Consider the following 24,004-nt stretch of genomic DNA (forward strand, 5'->3'; position numbering starts at 1 on the left):
GAACTCCGCGGGCCCTGCGCGATCTTCTGGCTGTAGGTCAGCACCCGCGTCCACCGCGAGGCAGGCAGGACACCGGCCTCCGCGCTAGATGGTCGAACGCACCCGCCTGCATCCACTGCCCGTGGCTCCTCACGCCCTCAACTTGGGTCGGGCGGCAACCTTTTCGGGAGCGGCGGCAACCAGTACTGCAACGGCGCCTGTCCATGCCCGCGCCCGCACCGCTACCGGACACTCGCGTCAAAGTCCCTTGCAACCAAGGGGCTTGGAGCCGCCTGGTTTCAGCCTGCGAACGTTTCTGTCCGCGAATCGTGTGAGGAGTATTGACGTCATTCATGGGATGTCTAGCATTCCCTTGCTCGACACTTCGACCCTTGTTCGACATGTCGAACGTGGGTGTGCCACGTCGGCGTCCGGACGGCCTCTGGCGGGGTGGACCGGAGTCGCTTGCTCAGGGATGACGAGGTCCTTATGCGCAGACGTAGTTTCCGTCGCAGGCGTCCGTCGGTGGTGCTCGCCGCCGTGGTTGCGGCTCTGGCCGCGTTGGCGGCGCTGCTCGTGGCCGGCCCGGCTCAGGCGGCCATCAGCGACGTGCGTGGTGTTGATTCCGGCCGGTGTCTCGACGTGGAGGGCTTCAGTCAGACCGACGGCGCGAACGTGCAGATCTGGGACTGCCACGGTGGAATCAACCAGCAGTGGACGTTGACGGACAGCAACCAGCTGACCGTGTACGGCAACAAGTGCCTGGATGCCCGGGGCGGCGGCACCACGTCCGGGACCCCGGTGCAGATCTGGACGTGCAACGGCAGTGACAACCAGCAGTGGCGGGTGAACTCCGACGGCACGATTGTCGGCGTGCGGTCCGGGCTGTGCCTGGAAGTCTCGGGCTGGGGTAAGGCCAACGGCACGGAGGTGCGGCTCTGGTCGTGCCAGGGCGGAGCCAACCAGAAGTGGACCGGCCTGTCCGGGGCGAGCAACGCGTGTGCTCTTCCATCGACCTACCGCTGGACCTCGACCGGCCCGCTGGCGGAGCCGGCGAACGGGCAGGTCGCGCTGAAGGACTTCACCACCACCATGTACAACGGCAAGCACCTGGTCTACGCGACCACCTCCAACGGAACGTCGTGGGGCTCGACGGGGTTCAGTCCCTTCACGAACTGGTCGGATATGGCGACGGCCGGCCAGACCAAGATGAACGAGGCCGCGGTGGCGCCCCAACTGTTCTACTTCGCGCCCAAGAACGTCTGGGTGCTGGTGGACCAGTGGGGTCAGTGGCCGCTCTACTACCGCACGTCCAGCGACCCCACCAACCCCAACGGCTGGTCCGCCCGGCAGCCGCTGTTCACCGGCAGCCTCCCCGACGGCCCCGGGGCGAACCAGAAGAACGCCCCGATCGACCCGACCATGATTGCCGACGACCAGAACATGTACCTGTTCTTCGCCGCTGACAACGGCAACATCTACCGGGCGAGCATGCCGATCGGGAACTTCCCGGGCAACTTCGGCTCCTCGTACACGACGGTCATGAGCGACACAAGGGACCTTCTGTTCGAGGCGCCGCAGGTCTACAAGGTCCAGGGCCAGAACCAGTACCTCATGATCGTTGAGGCGCAGGGGACGAACCGCTACTTCCGCTCGTTCACCGCCTCCAGCCTGAACGGTCCGTGGACCGTCCAGGCCGGCAGCGAGAGCAGCCCCTTCGCGGGCCAGGCCAACAGCGGTTCCACCTGGGCCCAGGGCGTCAGCCACGGTGACCTGGTCCGCAACAACCCCGACCAGACCATGACCATCGATCCCTGCAACCTGCAGTTCCTCTACCAGGGCCTCCCCACCAACACACAGGAACCCGACTACCTGAAACTGCCGTACCGGCCGGGCCTGCTCACCCTGCAGCGCTGACCCGCCTGATCCACGGTGATCGCGATGGGGTGCGGTCCGCCGACGCGTGGACGAGCTGTTCACCGCGTGGGCGATACCACCGGCACTCCACAGTGGAGTCATCCTGACCACCGCAACCAAGCGGTGCCACGATTTCGGGCGCGTCCAGCGCTGAGCCCACTCGGGCCGACGAATGAGAAAGATGGTGAACATGGGCAGTCGAACAACGGTGATCGGCATGATCACCGCCCTGATGGCCGGTTTTCTGGTCGTGATCGGAGCGCCGGCGGCGCAAGCGGCCACTGTGGACACGAACGCCTGGTACGTCATGGTCAACCGCAACAGCGGCAAGGCGCTGGACGTGGCGGGCGCGAGCTCCGCGGACGGCGCCGCGATCACGCAGTGGGCCCGGCACGACGGGACCAACCAGCAGTTCCAGTTCGTGGACTCCGGCGGCGGCTACTACCGGCTCAAGGCGCGGCACTCGGGCAAGGTGATCGACGTATCCAGCTGGTCGACAGCCGACGGTGCCGCCATCCACCAGTGGACCGACCACGGCGGCGCCAACCAGCAGTTCCGGCTCGCCGACTCCGACAGCGGCTACGTCCGGCTGATCAACCGCAACAGCAACAAGGCGGTCGAGGTCCAGAACGCGGCCACCAACGACGGCGCCAACGTCGTGCAGTACAGCGACTGGGGCGGCACCAACCAGCAGTGGCAACTCGTCCAGGTGGATGCGGGCACCGGCTCCGGCCCGTGCGACATCTACGGCGCAGGTGGTACGCCCTGCGTGGCGGCGCACAGCACAACGCGCGCCCTCTACAGCGCCTACAACGGAGACCTGTATCAGGTCAGACGCTCCTCAGACAACACAACCCGCAACATCGGCGTACTGACCCCTGGCGGCGTCGCCAACGCGGCGGCCCAGGACTCCTTTTGCGCAAACACCACGTGTGTCATCACGGTCCTGTTCGACCAGTCCGGGCATGGCAACGACCTGTGGTACCAGGGTTCCAGCGTGGTCCCGGGCTCACCACAGACCCGCCCGGCCGTAGCGACCACCGAATCGCTGACGGTCGGTGGCAGCAAGGCCTACTCGCTGTACATCAACCCCGGGACCAGCTACTGGCGCGACGGCCACCTGACGGGTGTCCCGACGGGCAGCGCACCCGAGGGCATGTACATGGTCACCAGCGGTACGCATGTCAACAGCGGCTGCTGCTTCGACTACGGCAACAGCGAAACCACCCGCAAGGCCGACGGGCCAGGTGCCATGGACGCCATCTACTTCGGGACGAGCTGCTGGTTCGGCGGCTGCTCCGGAACCGGACCCTGGGTGCAGGCCGACCTCGAATGGGGCCTGTTCCCAGGTGGCGGCAGCACGTGGAACCCGAACCAGCAGGCGTTCACCAGCAAGTTCGTCACGGCGACACTCAGGAACAACGGGACGTCGCGATTCGCGATCAAGGGCAGCAATGCCCAGTCCGGAAGCCTGAACACCCTATGGGACGGCGCGCTTCCCAACGAGCCCAACGTATACAGCCCGATGAAGAAGCAAGGCGCCATCGTCCTGGGCAGTGGCGGCGACTGCTGCTCACCCGAGGTAGGCAACATCAACGACAGCTCGGGCACGTTCTACGAGGGTGCCATGGTCTCGGGCTACCCGTCGGACGCGACCGAAAATGCGGTCCAGGCGAACATCGCCGCCGCCGGCTACCGATGAACCAGACCCGGCCGCCCAGATGTGCTGATAAACCCCTGCCCAGGTTGAACCACGGGAAGGGGCCGGGCGCGGACGTGCCTGACCCCTTCCGCGCAGCGGCCATACCGGGCGCGCCTATGCGGAGGTGGCCCGACCATCACCGCCGCCAGCCGCGCGGCCCAGGACGTCGCCGTTATTTCGCTGAAACAGCGGCCGATGCGGCCCGTCTCATGTCGTCGATCCCAATGATGGAAGGAAGACGCTATGTCGGTTTGGTTAGCGCGCGCCGCGAGGTGGCGTCGTCGGTGGCGGTCGGGGGCGGCCGCCGCGGCAGCCATGGCGATCGTGGGCGCGTTGCTCACGATCGCCACGACCCCGGCATCGGCCGCCACGGTGGACACCACCGCCTGGTACGTACTGGTGAACCACAACAGCGGCAAAGCCCTCGACGTCTACAACTCCTCCACCTCCGACGGCGCCAACGTCGTCCAGTGGACCCGCACCAACGCCACCAACCAGCAGTTCCAGTTCGTGGACTCCGGCGGCGGCTACTACCGGCTCAAGGCGCGGCACTCGGGCAAGGTGATCGACGTATCCAGCTGGTCGACAGCCGACGGTGCCGCCATCCACCAGTGGACCGACCACGGCGGCGCCAACCAGCAGTTCCGGCTCGCCGACTCCGACAGCGGCTACGTCCGGCTGATCAACCGCAACAGCAACAAGGCGGTCGAGGTCCAGAACGCGGCCACCAACGACGGCGCCAACGTCGTGCAGTACAGCGACTGGGGCGGCACCAACCAGCAGTGGCAACTCGTCCAGGTGGACAAGGGCACCTGCACGCTGCCGTCGACGTACCGCTGGACATCGACCGGCCCGCTGGCAACCCCGAGCGCGGGGTGGGCCTCGCTCAAGGACTTCACCAGCGTCGTCTACAACGGCAAGCACGTCGTCTATGCCACGACGCACAACACCCTCGCCGGTGACGATGGGCGCTGGGGATTGACGAGCTTCAGCCCCTTCACGAACTGGCCCGACATGGCCACCGCCACCCAGAACACGATTCCCTTCGATGGCATCGCGCCGACGCTGTTCTACTTCGCCCCGAAGAACCTCTGGGTGCTCGCCTACAACGGGGGCTGGCCATACAGCTTCTCCTACCGCACGTCGAGCGAGCCCACCAACCCCAACGGCTGGGGCCCGCAGCAGGAGCTGTTCACGGGCACCCTCCCGAAGGGGGGCCCCCTCGACGTGACCCTCATCGGCGACGACACGAACATGTACATGTTCTTCGCCGACGATGAGGGCGGCATCTACCGCGCCAGCATGCCCATCGGCAACTTCCCGGGCACCTTCGGTTCGTTCACGAAGATCATGAGCGACACGCCGCTCAACCTGTTCGAGGCGCCGGAGGTTTACAAGGTCCAGGGCCAGAACCAGTACCTCATGATCGTCGAGGCCCAGAACTACACAGGGTATGGCCGCTACTTCCGCTCGTTCACAGCCACCAGCCTCGACGGCACCTGGACACCGCAGCCGCAGGCCGACACCGTGACCAGCCCCTTCGCCGGCAGTGCCAACAGCGGCGCGACGGCCTGGACCAAGGACATCAGCCACGGCGATCTGGTTCGCACCAACCCCGACCAGACCAAGACCATCGACCTCTGCAACCTGCAGTTCCTCTACCAGGGGCGCGACCCCAGCACCGACGGTATGGACTACGGCCTCCTGCCGTACCGGCCGGGAGTGCTGACACTGCAGCGCTAGCCGGTGGCATGACACAGGTCCGGCTCCGGTGTTCCTGACGCTCGCGGGCAACGACGCACGCCGAACCGGGCCCGGAGCCCGACTGAACCATGCCTCGACACACCGTCAGGCCCTACCCACCCGACAACGTGACAACGCCCACCCGTGGCCGGCCAGTGCTTTCACTGCGAGGGGTCCGGGCATGCCCGCCCGCTGTGGGAGCGGTCGCGGACAGCTGGCTACGCACAGGTTCCTCACCACGCCGTTCCGCCAGTACGTCATGTGCCCGCCGATGCCAACGGGACGACACAGCGGCCGAGTTGCCGACACGAACGGCGAACAACAGCCCCCGCCAGATTCAGCACTCACTCGCAGAAGAGGACGATTGCATGAGAAAGCCTTGGATACTGTCCCTCATCACGCTGGTCATGGCCGCGCTCGGGATGACGGCAGCAGGTGTGGCACCTGCCTCCGCCGCCTCGAACACGCCCTTGCGGGTCATGCCGTTGGGCGACTCCATAACCTGGGGCGTGGGAAGCAGCACGGGCAACGGCTACCGGGGTCCGTTGTGGGACATGCTCGCGGCGGACGGCCATCCGCTGGACTTCGTCGGCACGTTGCGGGGCGGTTCGATGTCCGACCCCGACAACCAAGGTCACCAGGGATACAGGATCCATCAGATCGCCGAACTCGCCGACGCCTCGCTGACCCGCTACCGGCCCAACGTCGTGACGCTGATGATCGGCACCAACGACCTGGCCGGGAGCTATCAGGTCTCCACCGCCGCCGACCGGCTGAAGTCGCTGGTCAACCAGATCACCGCCGACGTCCCCGACGCGACCGTCCTCGTCGCCTCCCTGATCGTGTCCACCAGCGGCTCGGAGGAGCAGTACCGTGCCGCGTACAACCAGGCCATCCCCCAGATCGTGAGCGAGGCACAGTCCGCGGGCAAGCACGTCGCATACGTGGACATGAGCAGCCTGACCACGGCCGACCTGGACGACGCCCTGCATCCCAACGACGCGGGCTACCAGAAGATGGCCGATGCCTTCCACCGCGGCATCCAGTCCGCGGACAGCGCCGGGTGGCTGAGGAACCCCGCCCCCGCCCCCGCACGCGTGCAGTCCGACATGGGCGGCAAGTGCCTGGATGTCAACGGCTTCGGCACCGCCGACGGGACCACCGTCCAGATCTGGAGCTGCGGCGACAGCATCAACCAGTACTGGTCCGCCTACACCGATGGCACCCTGCGCTCCATGGGCAAGTGCCTCGACGCCGCCGGCTTCGGCACGGCCAACGGCACCAAGGTGCAGCTCTGGGCCTGCCACGGCGGCTCCAACCAGATCTGGCAGCCCTACAACGGCGGCTACCGCAACCCCGCCTCCGGCCGCTGCCTCGACGTTCCGGGCTTCTCCACGACCGACGGCACACAGCTCCAACTGTGGGACTGCCACGGCGGCTCCAACCAGAAGTGGACCACTTTGACCGCAGGATGACCCCCGCTCCCGGGACCGGAGCCCCTCCCCGCCCCGGTCCCGGGATTCGAGGGCCGCTCCTGGACCGGCTGGCATCACCACGTCACCGTGGTCACCGCCGCCCACGCGTTGCTGACCGTGCCCTTGCCGAATACTTCATCCACGCAGGTGGGTTCGGGTTTGGGCGTTGGCCGAGGCCGATCGGGTCGCCGGTATCGCGCGGCGCCGGTTGGCGCGGCATGATGATCGGTCGTGCTGCTGAGACTGGCGTACCTGGGTGTGACGAACGCGTTCGCGATGCTGCGACTGCTGCCGATGAGCGACCGGGAGAAAGATGTCGAGATCCTCGTTCTGCGCCACCGGATCGGCGTTCTGGAACGGCAGCTGAACGGGCAGCAGGTCCGGTTCCACGCGAGCGACCGGGCGTTTTTGGCGTCGCTCCTCCATGGCCTTGCCCTTGCCGAAAACCTCATCCGCCCTGGTGGCGGGTGGCGGGTGGCGGGTGGCGGGTGGCGGGTGGCGTGAGGGGTGCTCGGGGTGTCGGAGGCGGGCGCCCGAATGGTGCTCTCGCGAGGCTGATGAATCGTCCAGGATGATGGTCGGTCGTGCTGCTGCGACTGGCTTACCTGACCGCGACTCACGCGTTCGCCATGCTTCGCTTGATGCCGATGAGCGATCGGGACAAGGACACGGAGATCCTTGCCCTGCGTCATCAGATCACCGTGCTGGAGCGTCAACTCGGCAACGACAGAGTACGGTTCACCCCGAGCGACCGGGCGTTCCTGGCGGCGTTGCTGCACCGACTGCCGTCCCAGGTGCTGCGCAGGGTGCGATTGCTGGTGCGTCCCGACACGGTGCTGCGCTGGAACCGCGACCTGATCGCACGTCGCCATGCTGCCGCCTCCCAGCCCAAACGCTCAGGAAGGCCGCGGACCGTGCGCTCCATCCGCAGCCTGGTGCTGCGGCTCGCCCAGGAGAATCCCAGCTGGGGATACTGCCGCATCCACGGCGAACTCCTCGTTCTCAGGATCAAGGTGGCCGCCTCCACCGTCTGGGAAATCCTCAGGGAAGCCGGGATCGACCCCGCGCCGGAACGTGCTTCGAGCACGTGGGCGGACTTCCTTTGCTCCCAGGCCGACGCCCTGCTGGCCTGTGACTTCCTGGAGACGGTCACCTTGTCCGGAGCGCGGCTGTATGTGTTCGCGGTGATCGAACACGCCAGCCGGCGGATCCGAATCCTGGGCGCGACCGGGCACCCGACCGCCACGTGGGTGACACAAGCCGCGAAGAACCTCGTCATGGACCTCGAAGACGCCGACTGCCGGGTGCGGTTCCTCATCCGGGACCGGGACGGGAAGTTCCCCGCCCTGTTCGACGCCGTCCTCAAGGACGCGGGGATCGAGGTCGTGCTCAGCGGCGTACGGATGCCGCGCATGAACTCGATCATGGAACGGTGGGTGCAGACCTGCCGACACGAACTCCTGGACCGCACCTTGAGCTGGAACCAACGGCACCTGCTCCACGCACTACGGGAGTTCGAAGACTTCTACAACTCCCACCGGCCCCATCAGGGCATCGCCAACGCCCGACCGCTGTACCCGCTGCCGGTGCCGATCACTGATCCGGAGCGGATATCCCGCCTCGACATACGACGACGCAAACGACTCGGCGGCATCCTCCACGAATACCAACACGCCGCGTGAACTGGGTGGATGAGGTTTTCGGCAGGGGCACGGGCGGCGCGGATCGATTTCAGCGCGGCAAGCGTGTCCCCGGCTATCTTCTTGCACCGGTTCACCTCCCACAGGCGGTCGTCGCCCACCGAGTAGCAGCCGTGGAAGAACCGGACTCCGTGGGTGCGGTGGTAGGTGGCCGGCAGCCGGTCGGGACGCCGTTGTTCGGCCCAGCCCGAGCCCGCGGTGGGCCGGATCCCCAGCGGGCCGAACTCGTCGAAGGCGAAAACCCGGTCCGGGAAGCGGCCCAGGACGTGCTCAATACGGTCCAGCTTCGTCTCCCGTTCGGGGTCCAGGGATTCCTTCCAGGTCTTGGTGCGCTGGAAGGTGACACCGCGGCGGGCGAGCAAACTACGTAACGCCTCGCGGCCGATGCGGATCACCCAGCCGTGCACTTTGCGCAGGTAGGCGACCAGCTTGCGCTGCGACAAGCGGGTGAACGGCTGGCCGAGCTTGACCGAGCGGGTGGTGGCCGTCGCGATGACGAAGTCCTCGTCGTCAGGGTGGTTCCGGCCCGCCGCTCTCCCCCGTAGCGGCGGGCCGGCCTTCCGGTCAGCGGGCGAGGGCGACTTCGATCGGGCTGTTGGGGCAGGAGTCGAGGACGTCGGTGAGCGCGGTCTGCTCGGACGGGTCGATCGTCAGGGACCAGCGGGTCTTCACGGCGATCCAGTCGGTGGCGTAGGTGCAGCGGTAGCCGGTGGCGGGTGGCTGCCAGGTGGCCGGGTCCTGGTCGCTCTTGGACCGGTTGCTGGCCGCGGAGACCGCGATCAGCGCGCGGCTGTCTCCGTGGTCGTTGGTTATCTAGGGCTGTCAAGCTCTGTTGCAGGTCAAGGCCATGAGTAGTGCAGAGGCACATGAGGAACATGGAACATCGACCGACACCGGGCCAGCTCGTGTCCGGCCGGATCGCGGGGCCCTGCCGCGGGTGGTGAGGCGGGGAGCGGGCCGGTGGTCGAGTGGGCCGCGGGGGTCGGGGGACGAGGTACTGCCGGAGCTTTGTCGCAAGGTGCTGGTGATCGTGCGGCCGGCGACCCGACCATGCGTACTGCGGTGGCCATCACAGTCGGGGCCTGGCAGCGAAGAGCCCCGCCCCTTCGGAAGGGAGAAGCGGGGCCCGTGGCTGCAGTCGTTGGAGCATCCTGCGGGGTTCTAGCAGGGGGGGACGGCGCCCTCCCAGTGGAGGTTTCTGGATGTCAGATAGAGGATGAAGCCCTCGTGGCCGTTGGCGTGATTGAGGACCCAGAACCAGATTTCCGTGGCGTTGGTGACGTAGCAGATAACGCCGATGTCGTTTCCGACGAACGCCTGGCCCGCGTTGCACACAGCGCTTGGGCACTGACGGATTGTGTCGTTGACGTAGACGCCGCCCTTGTGCCCGACGCTGTTGCAGTCCTGATTGGAACGGGGGGCGCCGACACCGAGGTTGGATCGCGCGATGAAGCCGGTGTGGCCGTTGGCGCGGTTGTAGACCAGGTCCCAGCCCTGCCAGGTACACACGTCGGCCAGGTCGTTGCCCGGGTACGCCTGCCCCTGGTTACAGCCGTTGGCCGGGCACTGGTAGAGCGTCCGGAAGCCGTCCACCCAGGTTCCGACACCGACTCCCTGCGCGGAGGCGGGGGAAAGGGAGCGGGAGGTGGTGGACGTTGCGGCGGCTGCCGGTGAGACCGCTGCCGCGCACAGGGCGATAGCGGCGAAGATCGCCCCGAGTAAGGACAGAGCTCTTCGGATGCGCATAGGATTCCCTTCCGTTGCCGTGCCCCGCCCATTCACGCTGAATGGGCGGGACGTCGATCTCTCTGGTGCAGCGGCCCCCGGAAGATCCTGTGACCTGTGTCCTCCCGGGGCCGTGACCGGCCCGACGGCCCCCGAACGCGCTCCGGGCCCGACTCACGTGATCTTTCAGCGGGCCGTTGGGAAGACAGTGGCACGCAGCAACTGTGGGGAACCTGAAGGTTCCTGAAGGGTCTTCAGGTTCCCCACAGGACCGGGCGGTCATGTTGGGGGGATGCGAGCCCTCGTGCTGCCGCCACCCGTCCGCGACCGCGAGCACGTCCTGCACTGGACCGCCTGGCGACGCCATCACCAAGCCGTCGCGACCGCCTGCCACCAGCAACGACACCACCGCCACGACCAACCGTGACCAAGAACTACAGCTGCCGTGTCAGACGTGGTCGCACGGCCAAAGAATGTCGTACGGGTACGGATTGAACTTGTATGGGTGGTTGTCGGCGGGGATCCATCCCTTCGTATTTCCGTCATTACTCACGAAAAATGCGCGCACCCCGCCGGTCTGGTGGTTGGTAGCACCGCCAGCGTCAATGAAGTTACCCAGCGTCCGTCCGTCGCAATAGTAGAGCTGGAAAACGGTGTGCAGGCCGTCGCCCTGTCCAACCGAGATGCACAGATATCTGAGCGGACAGTTGTTCAGATAGTAGCTCCGCTGGGCGTCGGTCTGATTTCTGAAAACGTATTCTGCGGGCTGCGAGCTGGCGGTGAAGAGCGGAGACACCGTGGGTGTCCAGGCGGCGGCCCCGACGCCACTCGCAGGCGACGGCGCCGCTTCTGCCCCTGCGGCTGTTGACGGCTGGGCCATCAACGTCATCGCAGCGAGCAGAAGCATCGCAGCGACTAGCGCCAGCACCCCCTTTCGCGCAAGACGGTGTCTCCCCGTGAGAACAGTCATCTCTATCGCTCCTCTATTGACTCGCCCAACCGGTCATGTGCCGACTTTCGCCGGGCGCCTTTTGGCCCCGATCACCCCCTGCCGGGGGCGTGTCGCTCCTTGGGAGAGGATGCGCGTCGTAGCTGCCCTTGTCCTTACACGAGAACGCACAGTTCTTTAGTCTCAGTGCACTGTGTGACTGCGCTGGCGGAACTGGCGTGGCGATAAGCCATAGGTGCTGAGCAGGAAGCACGCACGGGAGGAGGCCAGGAGGCCGGCCCGTGGGGAGTGCGGATGGACGGACCGGACCGGCCTCCTGGCCTCCTTTGCATGATGCGGACCACCTCTCTTGCGGGGCTACTGGTTCTGCGGGTGGGCGATCATGTCGAGGGAGCTCTGGATGGCGTTCATCTGGGCGCCGATGTAGGCCACCCAGCGGCTTTTGGGGAAAAGCCGCGCATGCCCGGCCAGGATCCCGTTGATCACGCTGCTGATCTGCGTGGCTTTCACCTCGGCCCAGTGCCTCTCCCACTCCTCCAGCTCGACTGCGTCCTCGCAGAGGTGGTAGCCGGACTGAGCCGACCACAGCAGCGGCGGCCACCGTTTCTCGCCGGCGATTTCGTGGTAGGCGATAACGGCATCAAATGGAGGGCGATGCCCGCCGACTACCCTCCCTGGCGCACGATTTACGGGTTCGCCAGGAGATGGGCAGCCGCCGGCATCCTCGGTGTCATCCGCGACCAGCTCCGCCGCCGCATCCGCCTTGCCGCGGGCAAAACACCTCAGACCGCATCGGTCATCGTCGACTCCCAGTCCATCAAGGCATCCGAGACCGTCAGCCAGGCGACCCGGGGATGGGACGGCGGAAAAAAATCAACGGGCGGAAGCGGCACCTCATCTGCGACCACCGCAGTCTCGTCCTGCTGGTCATGGTCACCCCCGCCGACGCCCAGGACTCCCTGGTCGCACGGGAGTTGCTGTTCCGCCTCGCCCTGATGCACCCCGAAATCGCCATCGTCTGGGCCGATTCCGCCTACGCCAAGAACGACCTCATCCCCTGGGCGAAGAAGTACCTCGACATCACCATCAAGACGGTGCGCAGGCCACTACAGACCAAGGGCTTCATCGTTTTACCGCGCCGCTGGGCAGTGGAACGATCTTGGTCGTGGATCATGCGAGCCCGCCGGCACTGCCGTGACCACGAACGACTCCCCGAGATGAGCGAAGCACTCATCACCTGGTCCTGCATAACCCTGATGACACGGCGGCTGACCCGCCGCACGGCCCGTCCCGCCGAACGCCGTGACGTCGCCCACGGCTACGTGATGCCGGAAGCCGCCTGACCTGCCGTCACCGTTTCCGTCATAGACGGTGAGCTGTCTGGCTGGGCAGGTAGATCATCCCGCCACCCACGGCCGGCACGCACTGCGTCTCCACCGGCAGATTCCTGACCAACTGAAGGCTCGCAGCCCGGCCGGTCAGAACGATTCGGTTCAGGTGGTCACGGCCATACAGGATGCAGCCTTCGTTCACGGAACCCCCGGTCACGCAGATCACGGGATCAGGCACGAACAGGCCCCCGTCCTCAACGCCGGCACGCAGTTCGGCGGCGTTGACCTCCGCTTCCGCGAACTCTTGCGAGGTCTGGCAGCCGGGACAGAGGACCAAGGCCAACTCGCCGTTGGGCCACTGCCCGTTCCGGCCCCTGGCGGCCTTGGATCCCAGATCACGGGGCCTTCAGCTTGCAACGCCGCACCTCAGCCGCCTCTGCCCCGGCTTCTTCTTCCCCATGGCATGTCCAACACACCACCCGCAGACGGGATGCGGTCGCGCGCACCAGCAGTTCAGACAGCAGGCTCTCATCGCCACACAACCACGAAAGCTGCTCGCATGAGTAACCTGCTATTTCGCCAGCACGATCGACTTGAAGTCCTGCATGAAGGGCTGGTCCCGCCACTGGTTTTCCGACAGCACGATCAGACAGTTGGTGCCGTTGAGCCCATAGCAGAGCGCCATGGTTGCCCCGCCGGTCTGGTGGTTGTAGGCGCGCCAAGTACCCGACACGCCGGTGAGGTTGTAGTACCCGTAGTGGTAGTAGGTGAAGGGGACGCTGTTCCAGCTGCCGCCCTTGTACAGGCACCCGTACCCCGCCGGGCAATCGGCCTGTGAGCTGGGGGCCGCCGACGCGGCGGATGCCGGGGTCGTCAAACCGGCGCCGGCGAGTGCCAGTGACGCGAGAGCGACTGCAACGATCTTGCGTAATGCCACGATTCCTCCAGTGTGGTTGGTGCTGTTTCCTCTCCACTGGAGGCTGCACCCCGCATCTGGGCCTGTCATTACGTGTGAGCGCACAGGGCTTTAGTCTGCGTGCACTGTCGCGCACTGCCGGCGGAACTGACGGGGCGAAAGACCGTAAGCGCCGCGGAACGCCTGGCTGAAATGCGCGGGACTGGTGAACCCCCACCGGGCGGCAATCACGTGGATCGGGCGGCCGGCCAGCCCGGTGTCGGCGAGGTCGCGTCGGCACTGTTCCAGGCGGCGTTCGCGGATCCAGCCGGCGACGGTGTGCCCTTCCTGCTGGAACAGTTTGTGCAGGTAGCGCAGGGAGATGTGGTGGGCCGCGGCGATCGTGTCCGGGGTGAGGTCGGGGTCGGCGAGGTTGTCCTGGACGAAGGTGTGGATGCGGGCTTTGAGTGCTCGTTGCCGGGTGTGGGGTGGCACGGTGCTCGGGGTGTCCAGGGCGTCGGCGAGCGCCGTGGTCAGTACGTCGAGGGTGAGGGTGGACAGCCGGGCGGTGTCGGAGGGGCTGAGTGCGGGCATGTGCCGGGCCAGTTGCAGCAGGATCTGTGACGAGAGCGCGCCGATGCCGTGGGTGGCCGGGATGGTCGCGGCGCTCAGGCGGCGTAGCTCCCGGGCAGGCAGCGGCAGCAGCGAACGCGGGAACGTCAGGAGCAGCAGCTCGGTCACGGGAATGTCCGGTGCCAGCTCGACCAGGTAGGGGCGCGAGCTGTCATGAAGGGTCAGTTCCCCGGGTCCCCGATTCACACGCAGGCCCTCTTTCGTCACCGCGGCGCCGCCGCGCACGGTGCAGACCAGCTTGAGGACTTCGGGATCGGACTGGCGGATGAGCTTGGGGGTGCGGTCGACCGTGTGCGGCATCGTGGTCAACAGGACCGCCTGCACCGGGCCGAACTCACTGATACCGACCTGAGCCCGGAATCTGCTCTCCGTCTGCAGGTCGCAGCGCAGATCGTAAGGCGCCCAGAGCTTCGCATACACCTCACGCCAGAAGGCGAACCGTTCCCCCGCCGAGACCTCGGCCGTGCTGACCACATCCATGCCCCCAGTGTTGCCGCAGAAGGATCGGCCAGCATCGCCCGAATAGGCCGAACGCACCCCGCCACCGTCGCCGTGCACTCAGCGGCAGTGCGTTACCACCCTGACATCTGTCAGGGGACGTAACACTCCCGGCGCGGTCTACGGTTCGAGCTGCGTTGCCGATTCCTGGCGGCTCACGGCGTGTGCCAGCAGCCAGAAAAGCGGTGCGGCGCCATCTTTCGGGCCTTGATCTCCAGGAGGAAGAGAAGCGTGATCTCGAATGGGAACAGAGCGACCGACCGGGGGACGGGCCGCTGGGGGTGGCGTGCGCTGCTCGGTGTCGTCTTCGCGTTCGGCCTGGCGGCATTGACGCCGTTCCAGGCCCAGGCAGCTTCCCTGCAGAGCGCCGGCTACGGCGTCTTCGCCAATGAGGGCCTCTACCCCGAGCAGACCTCTTGCTCGGGAAGCTTCACTCAGCCCAATGTGCCCGGCGGGGCGACGAAGACGGCGGTCTACGCCGGGCGCACCATCACCCTGAAGTACTTCTACAGCCCCGGCTGCGGCTCGTTCGCCCGCATAGACAACGCGCCCCAGGGCTGCGCCGCTCACAGCAACCGCCTCGCTCCCAACTTCACTGAGTGGGTCCTCGAATCGGTCGACCCGGGTATCGACTTCGCCTACACCAAGGTGATCAACAATCTCGACGGCCGGCTGAGCAAGGCAGTGCTGTTCTGCGACAACCAGCGCCTGGCCGAGACCGCCTGGTACTAGGCCCGGGTCCGTTTCCAGCCGGGCCCGCCCCGGACCAGAACGGACCGGGAAGGGCTGCCGTCTCGGGGGACGGCAGCCCTTGCGCTGATTGCCCGTCGCCTGGCCGTCCGCCACGAATCCACCCGGCCCGCCCGCCGGGTCGGCCCCACGCGCACAGGTGATCTACCAGCGCATACCCAACTCATCGAGAGCCGCACGTCGTCCCGGGCTCAGCGTCGTTGCCCTGCGGCGGGTCTTCGGCGGCGGGCAGGGCGCAGGCCGCTGCGGGCCTCTCACCGACGGCGGCGTAGGCGCGGGCATGGGTGATGTGGAGGAGGGCCTCGGTCTGGCCGTCGACATGGCCCAGGCCGCGGGTGAGGGCACCTTCGGCTGTCACCGCGAGGTCCGTGGTACGCGCGGCCATGAGGTCGCAACGAGCGAAGTCGACAGCGGTGCGCTGGAGGGGGTGAACTGCGGGCAGGGATCGTGCACGGGGATTCCTCGCGGTGGGACGTGGGATGGTTCAGCCGCCGGCTTCGGGAGAGTTCGCGGCGGCGTACTGGGTCCACAGCTCCTCGGCGGTGCTGCACGTGGTGGTGTCGAAGGTGCAGGCAGAGCAGTCCCTGGAGTGGTCGATGTACGCCCGATAGGCGCGCTGCACCCTGGTGAACTGAAGGTCGCTGGCGACGCGTTGGAGATGCCCGGCCCCGCTGCCCGCGTTCACGAACGCCCACCCGGCACGAGTCACGGCCGCCGCCGGTGCGCATCGGTGTGCGCGCGGATCTCGACGTTGCAGTCCGAGACCTGTGAGAGATCCCCGGTCGTGGTGGCTGCTGCTCGCTGTCCAACCAGCGACACGCACACGTCGCAGCCGGCAGGGGGGTCGGGTTCCTCCAGCGGGAGTCCGAGAGCCGGAGCCGCTTCCATGTCCGTTCTCATCCCAAGGCCTCCGCAGAGTGGCGGTACCCGCCGGGGCCGAACGCGGCGGCGAGCAACACGGGGTCGGTCAGCCGGCCCGATCCGTCCGGCCGCTCTATCCACCACCGGCCGTGCACCGAATGCAGGACGGGCGGACAGCGCAGCGACCAGCCGGCCGGGCGGACCGTGAACCCACGGACGTCGTCGAGGTCGTCGCCCAGCTCCGGCGGCAGCAGCCACCAGGCGGTGTCGAGGCGGACGTTGCCAAGGATCGGCCCCACACGGGCAGGCCCGATCCGCTGGATCGCCGACAGGCTCTCCACCAGGGGCGCCTCGACGACGCGCCACAACGGTCCGCTCGGGATCTCCCCGAACTCTTCGACGTCCCATGCGTGTGCTGCGGCGGCGGGGTACGGGGCGCAGGTCAGGAGCCAGTCCTGGCCCGCCTGGTGGCGGAATCGAGCGGTCGGTGCGGCCATGAACAGGACGTTAGGAAAGGCAGTTGTGGGCTCGCGCGCCGATTGCGCGCGATTGCCGACCTGCTACCAGCGTTGGGGCGGATTGCTCACGCGAGGTCCAGAGCGGCCCGTGCACGGCCGATGAGCCGGTGCGCCTGAGGCCCGGTGACGGCGCCCTCGTTGAGGCGATCCCACACCCGCCCGTACAGCGCGACGTCCTCAGCGGATTCGAGGGTGAACTCCGTGTTGATGGTCTCGACGATGACGCGTTCCTCGTCGAAGATCCAGAACCCGTGCTTGGGCGTGAGCTTCAACTGCACCCCGAACGGCACGATCCCGAGCGCCACGCTGCTCATGCCGATCAGCCCGACGAGCCGGTCGAGCTGGCCGGCCATCGTCTCGCGCGGGCAGACGAGCGCGTGAAGGGCGCCCTCCCAGATCAGCACGGAGAAGGCCCTGCCCGCCTCGTACAGGACCTCCTGGCGCTTCATACGGGCGCGTACGGCGTCCTCTGTGTCGCGCGGCGACTGCATCAACTCCGCATTGTGGAGCAGCAGATGCCGCGCGTAGTCCGGGGTCTGGAACAACCCGGGGACGACGGTGGCCTCGTAGCCGCGCACGGTGGACGTGCGCCGGTACTCGGCGACGTACCGCTCCTGCACGCCGCGGTGTCCGGTGGAGAGCTGTCGGCGCCGCGACCGGGCCTGTGACTCCAGCCCCCGCAGGCGGCTCTTGAGGTCCTCGGCTTCGCCAGGGGCGCCGGCGCCCTGCGCCCATGCGTCGAGGTCCTCTGCGGTCGTGGTCTGCTTCCCGAGCTCCAGCCGCGACACCTTCGACCGCTGCCAGCCCAGCCGCTGCGCAAGGTCCTTGCCCTGAAGGCCGGCCTCGGTGCGCAGCTCGCGTAGCCGCACACCGAGGGCCTCGCGGCCGGACTGGAAATCGGTGCTCACCCGGCTGACGGTACCCGCGCCTGGAACTCGCTGGTAGGCACCGCGAAATGCAGTGCAGCGTCCCGGGCCTGGCAGGCGAACTCTGCGGCCCGATGCCGGCGGTGCAGGGATGTGATGACTTCGCCGGTCGCGACATCGAAGGCCGCGAACAAGGTGGTCAGGCCGTTACGGACATAGTCGTGAGTGCGGCGTTCGGGCATGCCGGGCATCATCGGCAGGACGGGCTGTGAGCGGTCCAGGGCCTGGATCTGGGACTTCTCGTCCACGGACAGGACCACCGCACCCTCTGGCGGATTGAAATACAGGCCCACCACGTCGTAGACCTTCTCCACGAACAACGGATCCGTCGACAGCTTGAACGTGTCGTTCAGGTGTGGCTTGAGCTGGAACCTGCGCCAGATCCGGCCCACCGTGGACTTCGACAGGCCACTGCGGTCCGCCATCGACGAACGCGACCAGTGCGTGGCGTTCTTCGGAATCTCCTCCAGCGTGCTGACCACGACGGCCTCCACCTGGTCGACGCTGATGGTGGGTGGCCGGCCCGGCCGCGGCTCGTCCACCAGCCCGTCCAACCGTGCGGCCAAAAACCGGCGACGCCACTTGCGGACCGTGTCCGCCGCGATGTGTAACTCGCGTGCCACCACAACAATCGGCGGCACATCAGCACCATCACATGCCAACACGATGCGAGCCCGTAAAGCCACTGCCTGAGCAGATGACGCCCTACGGGCCCAGCGCTCCAACACCACACGCTCATCAGGCGACAACAACAACGGTTCCAGCTTCGGACCGCGACGGGGCACCGGAAAATCCGCAAAAGCACTCATAAACAAATTAACGACGGATCTCCGGCGCAGGACACTAGTACTCCAGCTGTAGATCGTGATCTTCATGTCTGGGCTGCGGCCTGCCGCTGGTAATGGCTGGTGCGGGCCCGGGCTTGGTGGCGGCGTCGCCAGTCGGACCAGCCGAGCCGGTGGGCTGCGTCGTGGACTGGCTGGACGACGAGCGTGATGAATAGGCGCTGGATCTCGTTGCAGGACAGCGGGATCAGGCCGGCAGGTCCGGGACGGCGGGCGTGTTCGTCGGCACGGACGACGGCGAGGAAGGCGTGGGCGAGCATGGCGAGGGTGACCCAGCGGGTCCAGGAGGGGTAGCGGCGGACCTGGTGCTTATCCAGCCCGGCCAGCCCCTTCTCGCTTTGGAAGGTTTCCTCCACCCGCCATCTGGATCCGGCGACCTGCACCAGCTCGGTCAGCGGCACCAGCCGGGGTGAGAAGCAGCGGTAGTAGGCGAGTTCGCCGGTGGCGCGGTTGCGGCGGATCAGCAGCTGGTGGTGGCTCAGGCCGGGGGCGGCTAGGTCGATGACCGCCCAGTCGTAGAAGCGGTGCCCCTTCGCGCCGTGTCCGGCCGAGAGCTTCTGCCAGGCCCGCTTCGGCAGCTTCGCCGCCAGGGCATCTACGCGGAACTTCCCCGCGCCGGTGGAGACTTCGGCCGAGCAGGCCACCGCCAGGACGTAGCCGATCCCGCGTTCCTGCAGAGCCGTGCGGAGTTTCGGGTTGCCGCCGTAGACCTCGTCCCCGGTGATCCAGCCGACGTGGTGTCCGGCGTCCAGGAACCGTTCGATCATCGTGCGGGCCAGTTCCGGCTTGGTCGCGAAGACGGTGTCCTCTCCGAGTCCCGCGGCCCGGCAGCGGTCCGGGTCGCACGTCCACGAGCGCGGGATGTACAGCTCCCGGTCCACCGCCGCGTGCCCTCGCGCGCCCGCGTAGACGAGGTAGACCGCGACCTGGGAGTTCTCGATCCTGCCGGGGGCGTGCAGACAAATAACTTGCGGGTTTTGAGACTTGACCTCGCAGGTCAGCGCGTTTTCCGTCGACGGGTTGTTCTTCTACGGCCCCCGGCCGTGCCGGTGTACTGACGCTGGACAGCGACGGTGTGAGTCCCCTTCTTCACGTCGCCGGTCTCGTCGACGACCAGCACCGCGGCCTCGTCATGGAGGTGCTCGACGACGTATTCACGCACGTCATCGCGGACGGCATCGGCATCCCAGACGGCCCGGCACAGCAGATGCTGCATGCCGTGCGGGCTGGTCTCCCCGGCCCACTCCGCGATCGTCCAGCAATTCTTGCGAGGCAGGTCAGACAACAAACCCAAGACCAACCGCCCGGCCCGCAGTCGGGGTTCATACCGGGCGAAGCGGCCCGCGATCCGGCTCATGGCCACCTCGAATGCCTCCCGCCAACGGGCGGGATCTATGCTGTGACCTGCGGCCACCGTCTCGTCGTTTGTCCACACAACTCACGATGATCAACGGTGGCCGTACCCGTCCCCGCACCGGCCTCCACCAGCAAGATCACGATCGACGGCTGAAGCACCGGCCTGCGAACATGGCCTCATGACCAAGCTGACCGGACAGCAGATCGCCGACGCCGGACTGGACGGGTGGGTCTACCTGCTCGGTGGGCTGCAGACCCGCATCCACACCCGGGACTTCGCGACCGGGCTCTCGGTCGTCAACGCCATCGGCAACGCGGCAGAGGAGATGAACCACCACCCCGACCTCAACTTGCGCTACACCCATGTCGACGCACGGCTGACAAGCAACGGCGAGCACGGAGTCACCGACCGCGACATCCGGTTGGCCCGCACCATCTCCTCAATCGCAGCCAACGCAGGCGTGCAGCTGGAGTCCGCGAACGTCTCCCGACTTGAGCTCGCCCTCGACACCCCAACCGCCGAGTCGGTCCTTCCCTTCTGGGCCGCCGTACTGGCGATGGAGCATCTATCCGGGCCGGACTTCGGCGACGAGCTTCGCGACCCATCCGACGCTCTGCCGACCGTCTGGTTCCAGACATCCGGAAGCGAGGAACCCCGTCAGCGCTGGCACCCGGACGTGTGGGTGGATCCCGCACAAGTCCAGTCCCGCATCGACGCCGCACTCGCCGTCGGCGGCGCCCTGGTCAGCGACGCAGAGGCGCCGAGCTTCTGGGTGCTCGCCGACCCCGAAGGCAACCGGGTCTGCTTGTGCACCTGGCAGGACCGCGGCTGAGACCAGCTGGCACCGGCATAGGCGGGCTCTACAACGACAAAACCCGTGCCTCGGCTGAGAAGATCACGATCTACAGCTGGAGTACTAGGCCTAAATGGGGTTACCGGGTGCAGTACTGAGGTTGAACTCGTAGGGGCGGGCTGTGCGATCACTGAGCCGAAGCACGATAGGTGTCACCAAGGCAGCGTGTTGTCACAAGGGCTGTCGGTCCCTGTCAGCGGTCAGGCGGTGAGTGCCGTGCGCAGGGTGGTGGCCATCAGATCGATGGCTTCTTTCCCGTCTGGTGCCGGGCCGGTGTGCGTGAAGTAGTGGTCGACACCCTCGAAGCAACGGTGGGTGACCGGAACGCCCGCAGCTTCCAGGGCCTTGGCGTACGCATCGCCCTCGTCGCGCAGGCGGTCGTTCTCCGCGGTGATGACCAGGGCGGGCGGCAACCCGGCGAGATCGTCGGCCAGTCCGGGCGACACCAGCGGATGGGCGAGGTCGGCGGGATCAGGGACGTAGGCGGCGGTGAAGACCCGCATGAGCTGAGGAGTCAGCAGGGGCTTGACGATGGGTGACTGCTTGGTGGCCGGATCGGCGAGCTGGTCGAGCGGTGCAGAGTCGATGATCTGGAGGCGGGGCGTGAAGGTGCCGCGGTCCCGAGCGATGCGGCACACCGCGGCGGTCAGGTTGGCCCCGGCGCTGTGTCCGCCCACGGCGAGTCGCGAACCGTCCCAGTTGTTGGCGGTGCCGCTCTCAGTCACCCAGGCGGTGACGTCGTACGCCTGGGTGACGGGTACGGGGTACGCCCGCTGCGGGGCGACGGCGTAGTCCACGTTGATCACCACGCAGCCGGCCGTGGCGGCTATGTAGCGGCAGATGTGGTCGTCCTGCTGGGGGCGGGCGATCACGAACCCGCCGCCGTGGAAGTTGACGTAGACGGGGGCAGGGGCTGCGGCGGCCGACGGGCGGTAGACGGTGCACGTCACCGGTCCGGCGCCGGTCTCCACCCGGATGGATTCCGTGCGCTTCGGGGTGTCGGTGAAGCGCAGATCCTTGTGTACGCGGCTCATCATTCGGCCGAGCAACAGCTGAACCCCTCTGGCCTGAATTCTTGGCCTGAATGACATGACTGGACCCCATCGCTATAACTTTAAAGTATCAGGATTCCTGATGATGGAGGCTCGTCGCTGATCACGCAAGGGGCAACAACGAGCCGACTACGGAAGGGGGGATGGACGCTCCAGCCGTAGCGCCCCGTCTGTTCATCCAGGCCCGTGTGACCAAGCCCACCTGGCTGCGTCCGGCGAGGCGGCCAAGGCCGCAGCAGCGGCCCGAGCCCCGGTCGGACCCGCTCTCCTGGGTGCACAGCAGAACGGTGCCGACCATGACGGCCACCGCGCCAGCGCGCAGCGTGGCCGTCACGTTGGCGGCGGTGGCGATTCCGCCCACGGCGATGACGGGCAGAGCGAGGGCGTGGGGACGGCGGCGACGGGGCAGCCGGACGGACTCTCGATCTTCGGTACTGGTGACAGAAAGGCTGCCGAATGAGCACCTGTGACAAGCCGATCGCCTCGTTGTGCCAACGAGGCTGCCTCGCCCCGTCCTGTCGGCCAGCTCATCATGCTTCACCGGTGACAAGTACTGGGCTTCGGCTCAATCACATCTCTTCCATGATCAGACCGGTCTCGGTCAGGCGGCCGTCGACCAGGTGCGGTCGGTACTGGATCTTCCTGAGCTTGCGCTTCATGACCTGCGCGAGGTGGTCGAGGTTAGCGGCGGCGAAGTCGGCCAGACCGCGCTTCATCAGTGACCAGACGCCTTCCTGCGGATTGAGCTCGGGGGCGTACGACGGCAGCTGGAACACCGTCAGCCATCCCTTGTTCTCCTCGAAGAAGTCGGCGAGCTCGTCGACCAGGTGGACGCTCAGGTTGTCCCAGACCCAGACCACCGGGGCCCTGAGCTGGATGCGCGTCATGACGATCAGATCCCGGTAGTCCTGCCAGGAGAAGCTCTTCGCCTCGCCCTTGCGGCCCCGGTACAGGTGCAACCGGTAGAACAGACGCGACCGTTCGCCACGCTTGAAGCAGACCACGCCGGCCACCGAGACCCGCCCCGGGTTCGCACCGCGGACCCGCACCGTCGGTGTCTGCCCGCGCGGCGCCCAGGTGTGCCCCTTCGGCGGCCTCAGGCCCTGCCCCGACTCGTCCTCTAAGCAGAGGTAGGCGTCCCGGGCCGCCGCGGTGGCTTTAGCTGTTCCCACACCTCGCTCCGCCACCGCCCGACACTCACGTCGTCACGCTCCAGCGCCCGTCTCGCCGGCACCTGCGGGGACCAGCCGTGCCGCCGCAGCAGTTTCCACACCTCCTGCACCGTGTACTCCACCCGGAACAAACGGATGATCAGCGCCCGGACCCGCACCAGGGTCCAGCCCTGTTCCTCGTCCCAACCGTGCGCCAGGGTCCCGCGCTCCAACTCCCTTACCAGACAGTCCCATTGCCCGGCACTGAGCCGCTCCGCACAGACCGGCCCCTTCGAGCGCAACGCCTGCACCCCGCCCTCGCGCCACGTTCTGCGCCACTTCTCCACCCGGCCGACCCCGACCTGGAACGCTTCAGCAATATCGGTGGTCTTCTCGCCCCGCGCGAACCACTCCGCCGCCTCCAGCCTCACCCGTTCACGGGCCGCCTGCTGCTTCGTCGTCAGCCCGCCTCCCCGCGCATACCTCATGATCCCGGCATACCGCAGGGATCATGGAACGTCAGCACCCACCCCTACGAGTTCAACCTCAGTAATCGGCGAGCTGATGCCCGGTGAGACGAATCCGGGAAAGGCCACCTGGTTCCTTTGTTATTTTCGAAGCTTTCACCGAACCTCGACCCATGCGGTCACCCTCATTTCCCCGAGTGCTCTTGGATGTCACATCCCAAAGGTCGCGGCTGCGTTCGATGTAGAACACCTCAATTCCCGATGCTTTACGCAGTCGTTCCTGATGGCGGTCCGGCGACTTCGTCGTATTAGTGCCACAGTCAGCCAGAAGAACGGCCAAAACAGCGGCTAAAACGCCTAATGCTCTGCGTCTTCCGTGCATCACGCCCCCAGATGTCGGTTGATGCTCAGGATTCCCAGAACACCAACGTCCCGGCAGGACGCAACCTGACAGGAAGAAGGGGCACGCAGGGCGCACAACGGACGCATCGCAGTACCGACCCGTGCGCCCCTCTCCGCAAGCGACCCTCTACCGCGTCTGCGGTGCGTCAGACGGTGCAGTCCAGGACAGCCCAGACCTGCCGTCCGTCCGGGGTGATCCTCGCCTGCCTCGACCGTGGTACCCGCGTGGAGTTCCCCCCGCTCAACCAGTCGCAAGTGGACCGCCCTCACCAACG

The 24,004-nt window shown here is 66.9% G+C and carries 21 protein-coding genes and 6 pseudogenes; 10 read left to right on the forward strand and 17 right to left on the reverse strand.

Annotated features, from left to right (window positions below; genetic code table 11):
• Positions 1 to 468 precede the first annotated feature (468 nt).
• The 6 genes from M2283_RS45435 (at position 469) to M2283_RS45460 (ending at position 8,498) form a co-directional block, all read left to right on the forward strand.
• Entirely contained in the window at positions 469 to 1,896 is a 1,428-nt protein-coding gene (locus M2283_RS45435) for a non-reducing end alpha-L-arabinofuranosidase family hydrolase (protein ID WP_280882480.1), read from the forward strand.
• A gap of 217 nt (positions 1,897 to 2,113) precedes the next feature.
• The gene (locus M2283_RS45440) at positions 2,114 to 3,598 is read left to right on the forward strand and encodes an arabinofuranosidase catalytic domain-containing protein (RefSeq protein WP_280882544.1); all 1,485 of its coding nucleotides are present in this window, start codon (positions 2,114 to 2,116) and stop codon (positions 3,596 to 3,598) included.
• 243 nt (positions 3,599 to 3,841) lie between these two features.
• Entirely contained in the window at positions 3,842 to 5,341 is a 1,500-nt protein-coding gene (locus M2283_RS45445) for a non-reducing end alpha-L-arabinofuranosidase family hydrolase (protein ID WP_432423228.1), read from the forward strand.
• Between the two features lie 368 nt (positions 5,342 to 5,709).
• Entirely contained in the window at positions 5,710 to 6,816 is a 1,107-nt protein-coding gene (locus M2283_RS45450) for a ricin-type beta-trefoil lectin domain protein (RefSeq protein WP_280882481.1), read from the forward strand.
• A gap of 231 nt (positions 6,817 to 7,047) precedes the next feature.
• Positions 7,048 to 7,320 (forward strand): hypothetical protein, encoded by a 273-nt coding sequence (locus M2283_RS45455; protein ID WP_280882482.1) that lies wholly within the window; start codon positions 7,048 to 7,050, stop codon positions 7,318 to 7,320.
• A gap of 80 nt (positions 7,321 to 7,400) precedes the next feature.
• Positions 7,401 to 8,498 (forward strand): integrase core domain-containing protein, encoded by a 1,098-nt coding sequence (locus M2283_RS45460; protein ID WP_280882483.1) that lies wholly within the window; start codon positions 7,401 to 7,403, stop codon positions 8,496 to 8,498.
• Between the two features lie 29 nt (positions 8,499 to 8,527).
• Here M2283_RS45460 and M2283_RS45465 read toward each other — a convergent pair.
• The 3 genes and pseudogenes from M2283_RS45465 to M2283_RS45475 all read right to left on the reverse strand — a co-directional run.
• A pseudogene (locus tag M2283_RS45465) lies at positions 8,528 to 9,031 on the reverse strand (IS630 family transposase); the annotation flags it as partial.
• 49 nt (positions 9,032 to 9,080) lie between these two features.
• A pseudogene (locus M2283_RS45470) lies at positions 9,081 to 9,323 on the reverse strand (HNH endonuclease); the annotation flags it as partial.
• A 354-nt stretch (positions 9,324 to 9,677) separates the two neighbouring features.
• On the reverse strand, positions 9,678 to 10,262 hold the full coding sequence (locus tag M2283_RS45475; RefSeq protein ID WP_280882484.1) for a hypothetical protein: 585 nt from the start codon (positions 10,260 to 10,262) through the stop codon (positions 9,678 to 9,680).
• 271 nt (positions 10,263 to 10,533) lie between these two features.
• Here M2283_RS45475 and M2283_RS45480 point away from each other — a divergent pair.
• Positions 10,534 to 10,668: pseudogene (locus M2283_RS45480) on the forward strand (hypothetical protein); the annotation flags it as partial.
• Between the two features lie 21 nt (positions 10,669 to 10,689).
• On the opposite strand, the gene M2283_RS45485 reads toward M2283_RS45480, so the two are convergent.
• Together M2283_RS45485 and M2283_RS45490 are read right to left on the reverse strand one after the other, a co-directional pair.
• Positions 10,690 to 11,211, reverse strand: coding sequence for a hypothetical protein (locus M2283_RS45485; protein WP_280882486.1), 522 nt, complete (start codon positions 11,209 to 11,211; stop codon positions 10,690 to 10,692).
• A 336-nt stretch (positions 11,212 to 11,547) separates the two neighbouring features.
• Positions 11,548 to 11,700: a hypothetical protein gene (locus M2283_RS45490; protein WP_280882487.1), complete on the reverse strand. Its 153-nt coding sequence runs from the start codon at positions 11,698 to 11,700 to the stop codon at positions 11,548 to 11,550.
• 114 nt (positions 11,701 to 11,814) lie between these two features.
• Between M2283_RS45490 and M2283_RS45495 the strand changes: the two are divergent.
• A pseudogene (locus M2283_RS45495) lies at positions 11,815 to 12,467 on the forward strand (IS5 family transposase); the annotation flags it as partial.
• A gap of 85 nt (positions 12,468 to 12,552) precedes the next feature.
• Here M2283_RS45495 and M2283_RS45500 read toward each other — a convergent pair.
• The 3 genes from M2283_RS45500 to M2283_RS45510 all read right to left on the reverse strand — a co-directional run bounded on the left by M2283_RS45500 (position 12,553) and on the right by M2283_RS45510 (position 14,529).
• Positions 12,553 to 12,864, reverse strand: coding sequence for a hypothetical protein (locus M2283_RS45500; RefSeq protein WP_280882488.1), 312 nt, complete (start codon positions 12,862 to 12,864; stop codon positions 12,553 to 12,555).
• 228 nt (positions 12,865 to 13,092) lie between these two features.
• The gene (locus M2283_RS45505; RefSeq protein WP_280882489.1) at positions 13,093 to 13,458 is read right to left on the reverse strand and encodes a hypothetical protein; all 366 of its coding nucleotides are present in this window, start codon (positions 13,456 to 13,458) and stop codon (positions 13,093 to 13,095) included.
• Positions 13,459 to 13,548: 90 nt separating this feature from the next.
• The gene (locus tag M2283_RS45510; RefSeq protein WP_280882490.1) at positions 13,549 to 14,529 is read right to left on the reverse strand and encodes a helix-turn-helix domain-containing protein; all 981 of its coding nucleotides are present in this window, start codon (positions 14,527 to 14,529) and stop codon (positions 13,549 to 13,551) included.
• Between the two features lie 249 nt (positions 14,530 to 14,778).
• Here M2283_RS45510 and M2283_RS45515 point away from each other — a divergent pair, with 249 nt between their 5' ends.
• Positions 14,779 to 15,279, forward strand: a complete 501-nt coding sequence (locus M2283_RS45515; RefSeq protein ID WP_280882491.1) for a hypothetical protein — start codon at positions 14,779 to 14,781, stop codon at positions 15,277 to 15,279.
• Positions 15,280 to 15,460: 181 nt separating this feature from the next.
• Here the strand turns inward: M2283_RS45515 and M2283_RS45520 are convergent, their stop codons facing one another.
• The 6 genes and pseudogenes from M2283_RS45520 to M2283_RS45550 form a co-directional block, all read right to left on the reverse strand.
• On the reverse strand, positions 15,461 to 15,655 hold the full coding sequence (locus M2283_RS45520; RefSeq protein ID WP_280882552.1) for a hypothetical protein: 195 nt from the start codon (positions 15,653 to 15,655) through the stop codon (positions 15,461 to 15,463).
• A gap of 126 nt (positions 15,656 to 15,781) precedes the next feature.
• On the reverse strand, positions 15,782 to 16,006 hold the full coding sequence (locus M2283_RS45525) for a hypothetical protein (protein ID WP_280882492.1): 225 nt from the start codon (positions 16,004 to 16,006) through the stop codon (positions 15,782 to 15,784).
• Between the two features lie 187 nt (positions 16,007 to 16,193).
• Complete coding sequence (locus M2283_RS45535) at positions 16,194 to 16,655, reverse strand: hypothetical protein (protein WP_280882494.1); 462 nt, start codon at positions 16,653 to 16,655, stop codon at positions 16,194 to 16,196.
• Positions 16,656 to 16,741: 86 nt separating this feature from the next.
• Positions 16,742 to 17,584: a helix-turn-helix domain-containing protein gene (locus M2283_RS45540; protein ID WP_280882495.1), complete on the reverse strand. Its 843-nt coding sequence runs from the start codon at positions 17,582 to 17,584 to the stop codon at positions 16,742 to 16,744.
• 77 nt (positions 17,585 to 17,661) lie between these two features.
• Positions 17,662 to 18,411 (reverse strand): annotated as a pseudogene (locus tag M2283_RS45545) (IS630 family transposase); the annotation flags it as partial.
• A gap of 62 nt (positions 18,412 to 18,473) precedes the next feature.
• A pseudogene (locus M2283_RS45550) lies at positions 18,474 to 19,804 on the reverse strand (IS701 family transposase).
• A 178-nt stretch (positions 19,805 to 19,982) separates the two neighbouring features.
• Here M2283_RS45550 and M2283_RS45555 point away from each other — a divergent pair.
• The gene (locus tag M2283_RS45555) at positions 19,983 to 20,636 is read left to right on the forward strand and encodes a 4a-hydroxytetrahydrobiopterin dehydratase (RefSeq protein WP_280882496.1); all 654 of its coding nucleotides are present in this window, start codon (positions 19,983 to 19,985) and stop codon (positions 20,634 to 20,636) included.
• A 221-nt stretch (positions 20,637 to 20,857) separates the two neighbouring features.
• On the opposite strand, the gene M2283_RS45560 is transcribed toward M2283_RS45555, so the two are convergent.
• The 3 genes from M2283_RS45560 to M2283_RS52140 form a co-directional block, all read right to left on the reverse strand.
• On the reverse strand, positions 20,858 to 21,691 hold the full coding sequence (locus M2283_RS45560) for an alpha/beta hydrolase (protein ID WP_280882547.1): 834 nt from the start codon (positions 21,689 to 21,691) through the stop codon (positions 20,858 to 20,860).
• A 121-nt stretch (positions 21,692 to 21,812) separates the two neighbouring features.
• Positions 21,813 to 22,250 carry a nitronate monooxygenase gene (locus M2283_RS45565; RefSeq protein ID WP_280882497.1) on the reverse strand — a complete coding sequence of 146 codons (438 nt, stop codon included), beginning with the start codon at positions 22,248 to 22,250 and terminating at the stop codon, positions 21,813 to 21,815.
• A gap of 28 nt (positions 22,251 to 22,278) precedes the next feature.
• Positions 22,279 to 23,348, reverse strand: a protein-coding gene (locus M2283_RS52140) for an IS630 family transposase (RefSeq protein WP_432423229.1) whose coding sequence is annotated in 2 segments (ribosomal slippage) — positions 22,279 to 22,910 and positions 22,910 to 23,348 — 1,071 coding nt in all. Because the reading frame shifts where the segments join, the coding sequence is not laid out codon by codon here.
• Positions 23,349 to 24,004 lie beyond the last annotated feature (656 nt).

It is taken from the genome of Streptomyces pseudovenezuelae, assembly GCF_029892565.1.
GTDB classification, from domain to species: Bacteria; Actinomycetota; Actinomycetes; order Streptomycetales; family Streptomycetaceae; genus Streptomyces; species Streptomyces pseudovenezuelae_A.

What these genes read in the sequence shown, in the direction of transcription:
- M2283_RS45535 (WP_280882494.1), bottom strand. Translation starts at nt 16,655, where the DNA reads ATGGCCGCACCGACCGCTCGATTCCGCCACCAGGCGGGCCAGGACTGG.
- M2283_RS45555 (WP_280882496.1), top strand. Translation starts at nt 19,983, where the DNA reads ATGACCAAGCTGACCGGACAGCAGATCGCCGACGCCGGACTGGACGGG.
- M2283_RS45560 (WP_280882547.1), bottom strand. Translation starts at nt 21,691, where the DNA reads ATGAGCCGCGTACACAAGGATCTGCGCTTCACCGACACCCCGAAGCGC.
- M2283_RS45485 (WP_280882486.1), bottom strand. Translation starts at nt 11,211, where the DNA reads ATGACTGTTCTCACGGGGAGACACCGTCTTGCGCGAAAGGGGGTGCTG.
- M2283_RS45510 (WP_280882490.1), bottom strand. Translation starts at nt 14,529, where the DNA reads ATGGATGTGGTCAGCACGGCCGAGGTCTCGGCGGGGGAACGGTTCGCC.
- M2283_RS45445 (WP_432423228.1), top strand. Translation starts at nt 3,842, where the DNA reads ATGTCGGTTTGGTTAGCGCGCGCCGCGAGGTGGCGTCGTCGGTGGCGG.
- M2283_RS45475 (WP_280882484.1), bottom strand. Translation starts at nt 10,262, where the DNA reads ATGCGCATCCGAAGAGCTCTGTCCTTACTCGGGGCGATCTTCGCCGCT.
- M2283_RS45435 (WP_280882480.1), top strand. Translation starts at nt 469, where the DNA reads ATGCGCAGACGTAGTTTCCGTCGCAGGCGTCCGTCGGTGGTGCTCGCC.
- M2283_RS45440 (WP_280882544.1), top strand. Translation starts at nt 2,114, where the DNA reads ATGATCACCGCCCTGATGGCCGGTTTTCTGGTCGTGATCGGAGCGCCG.
- M2283_RS45450 (WP_280882481.1), top strand. Translation starts at nt 5,710, where the DNA reads ATGAGAAAGCCTTGGATACTGTCCCTCATCACGCTGGTCATGGCCGCG.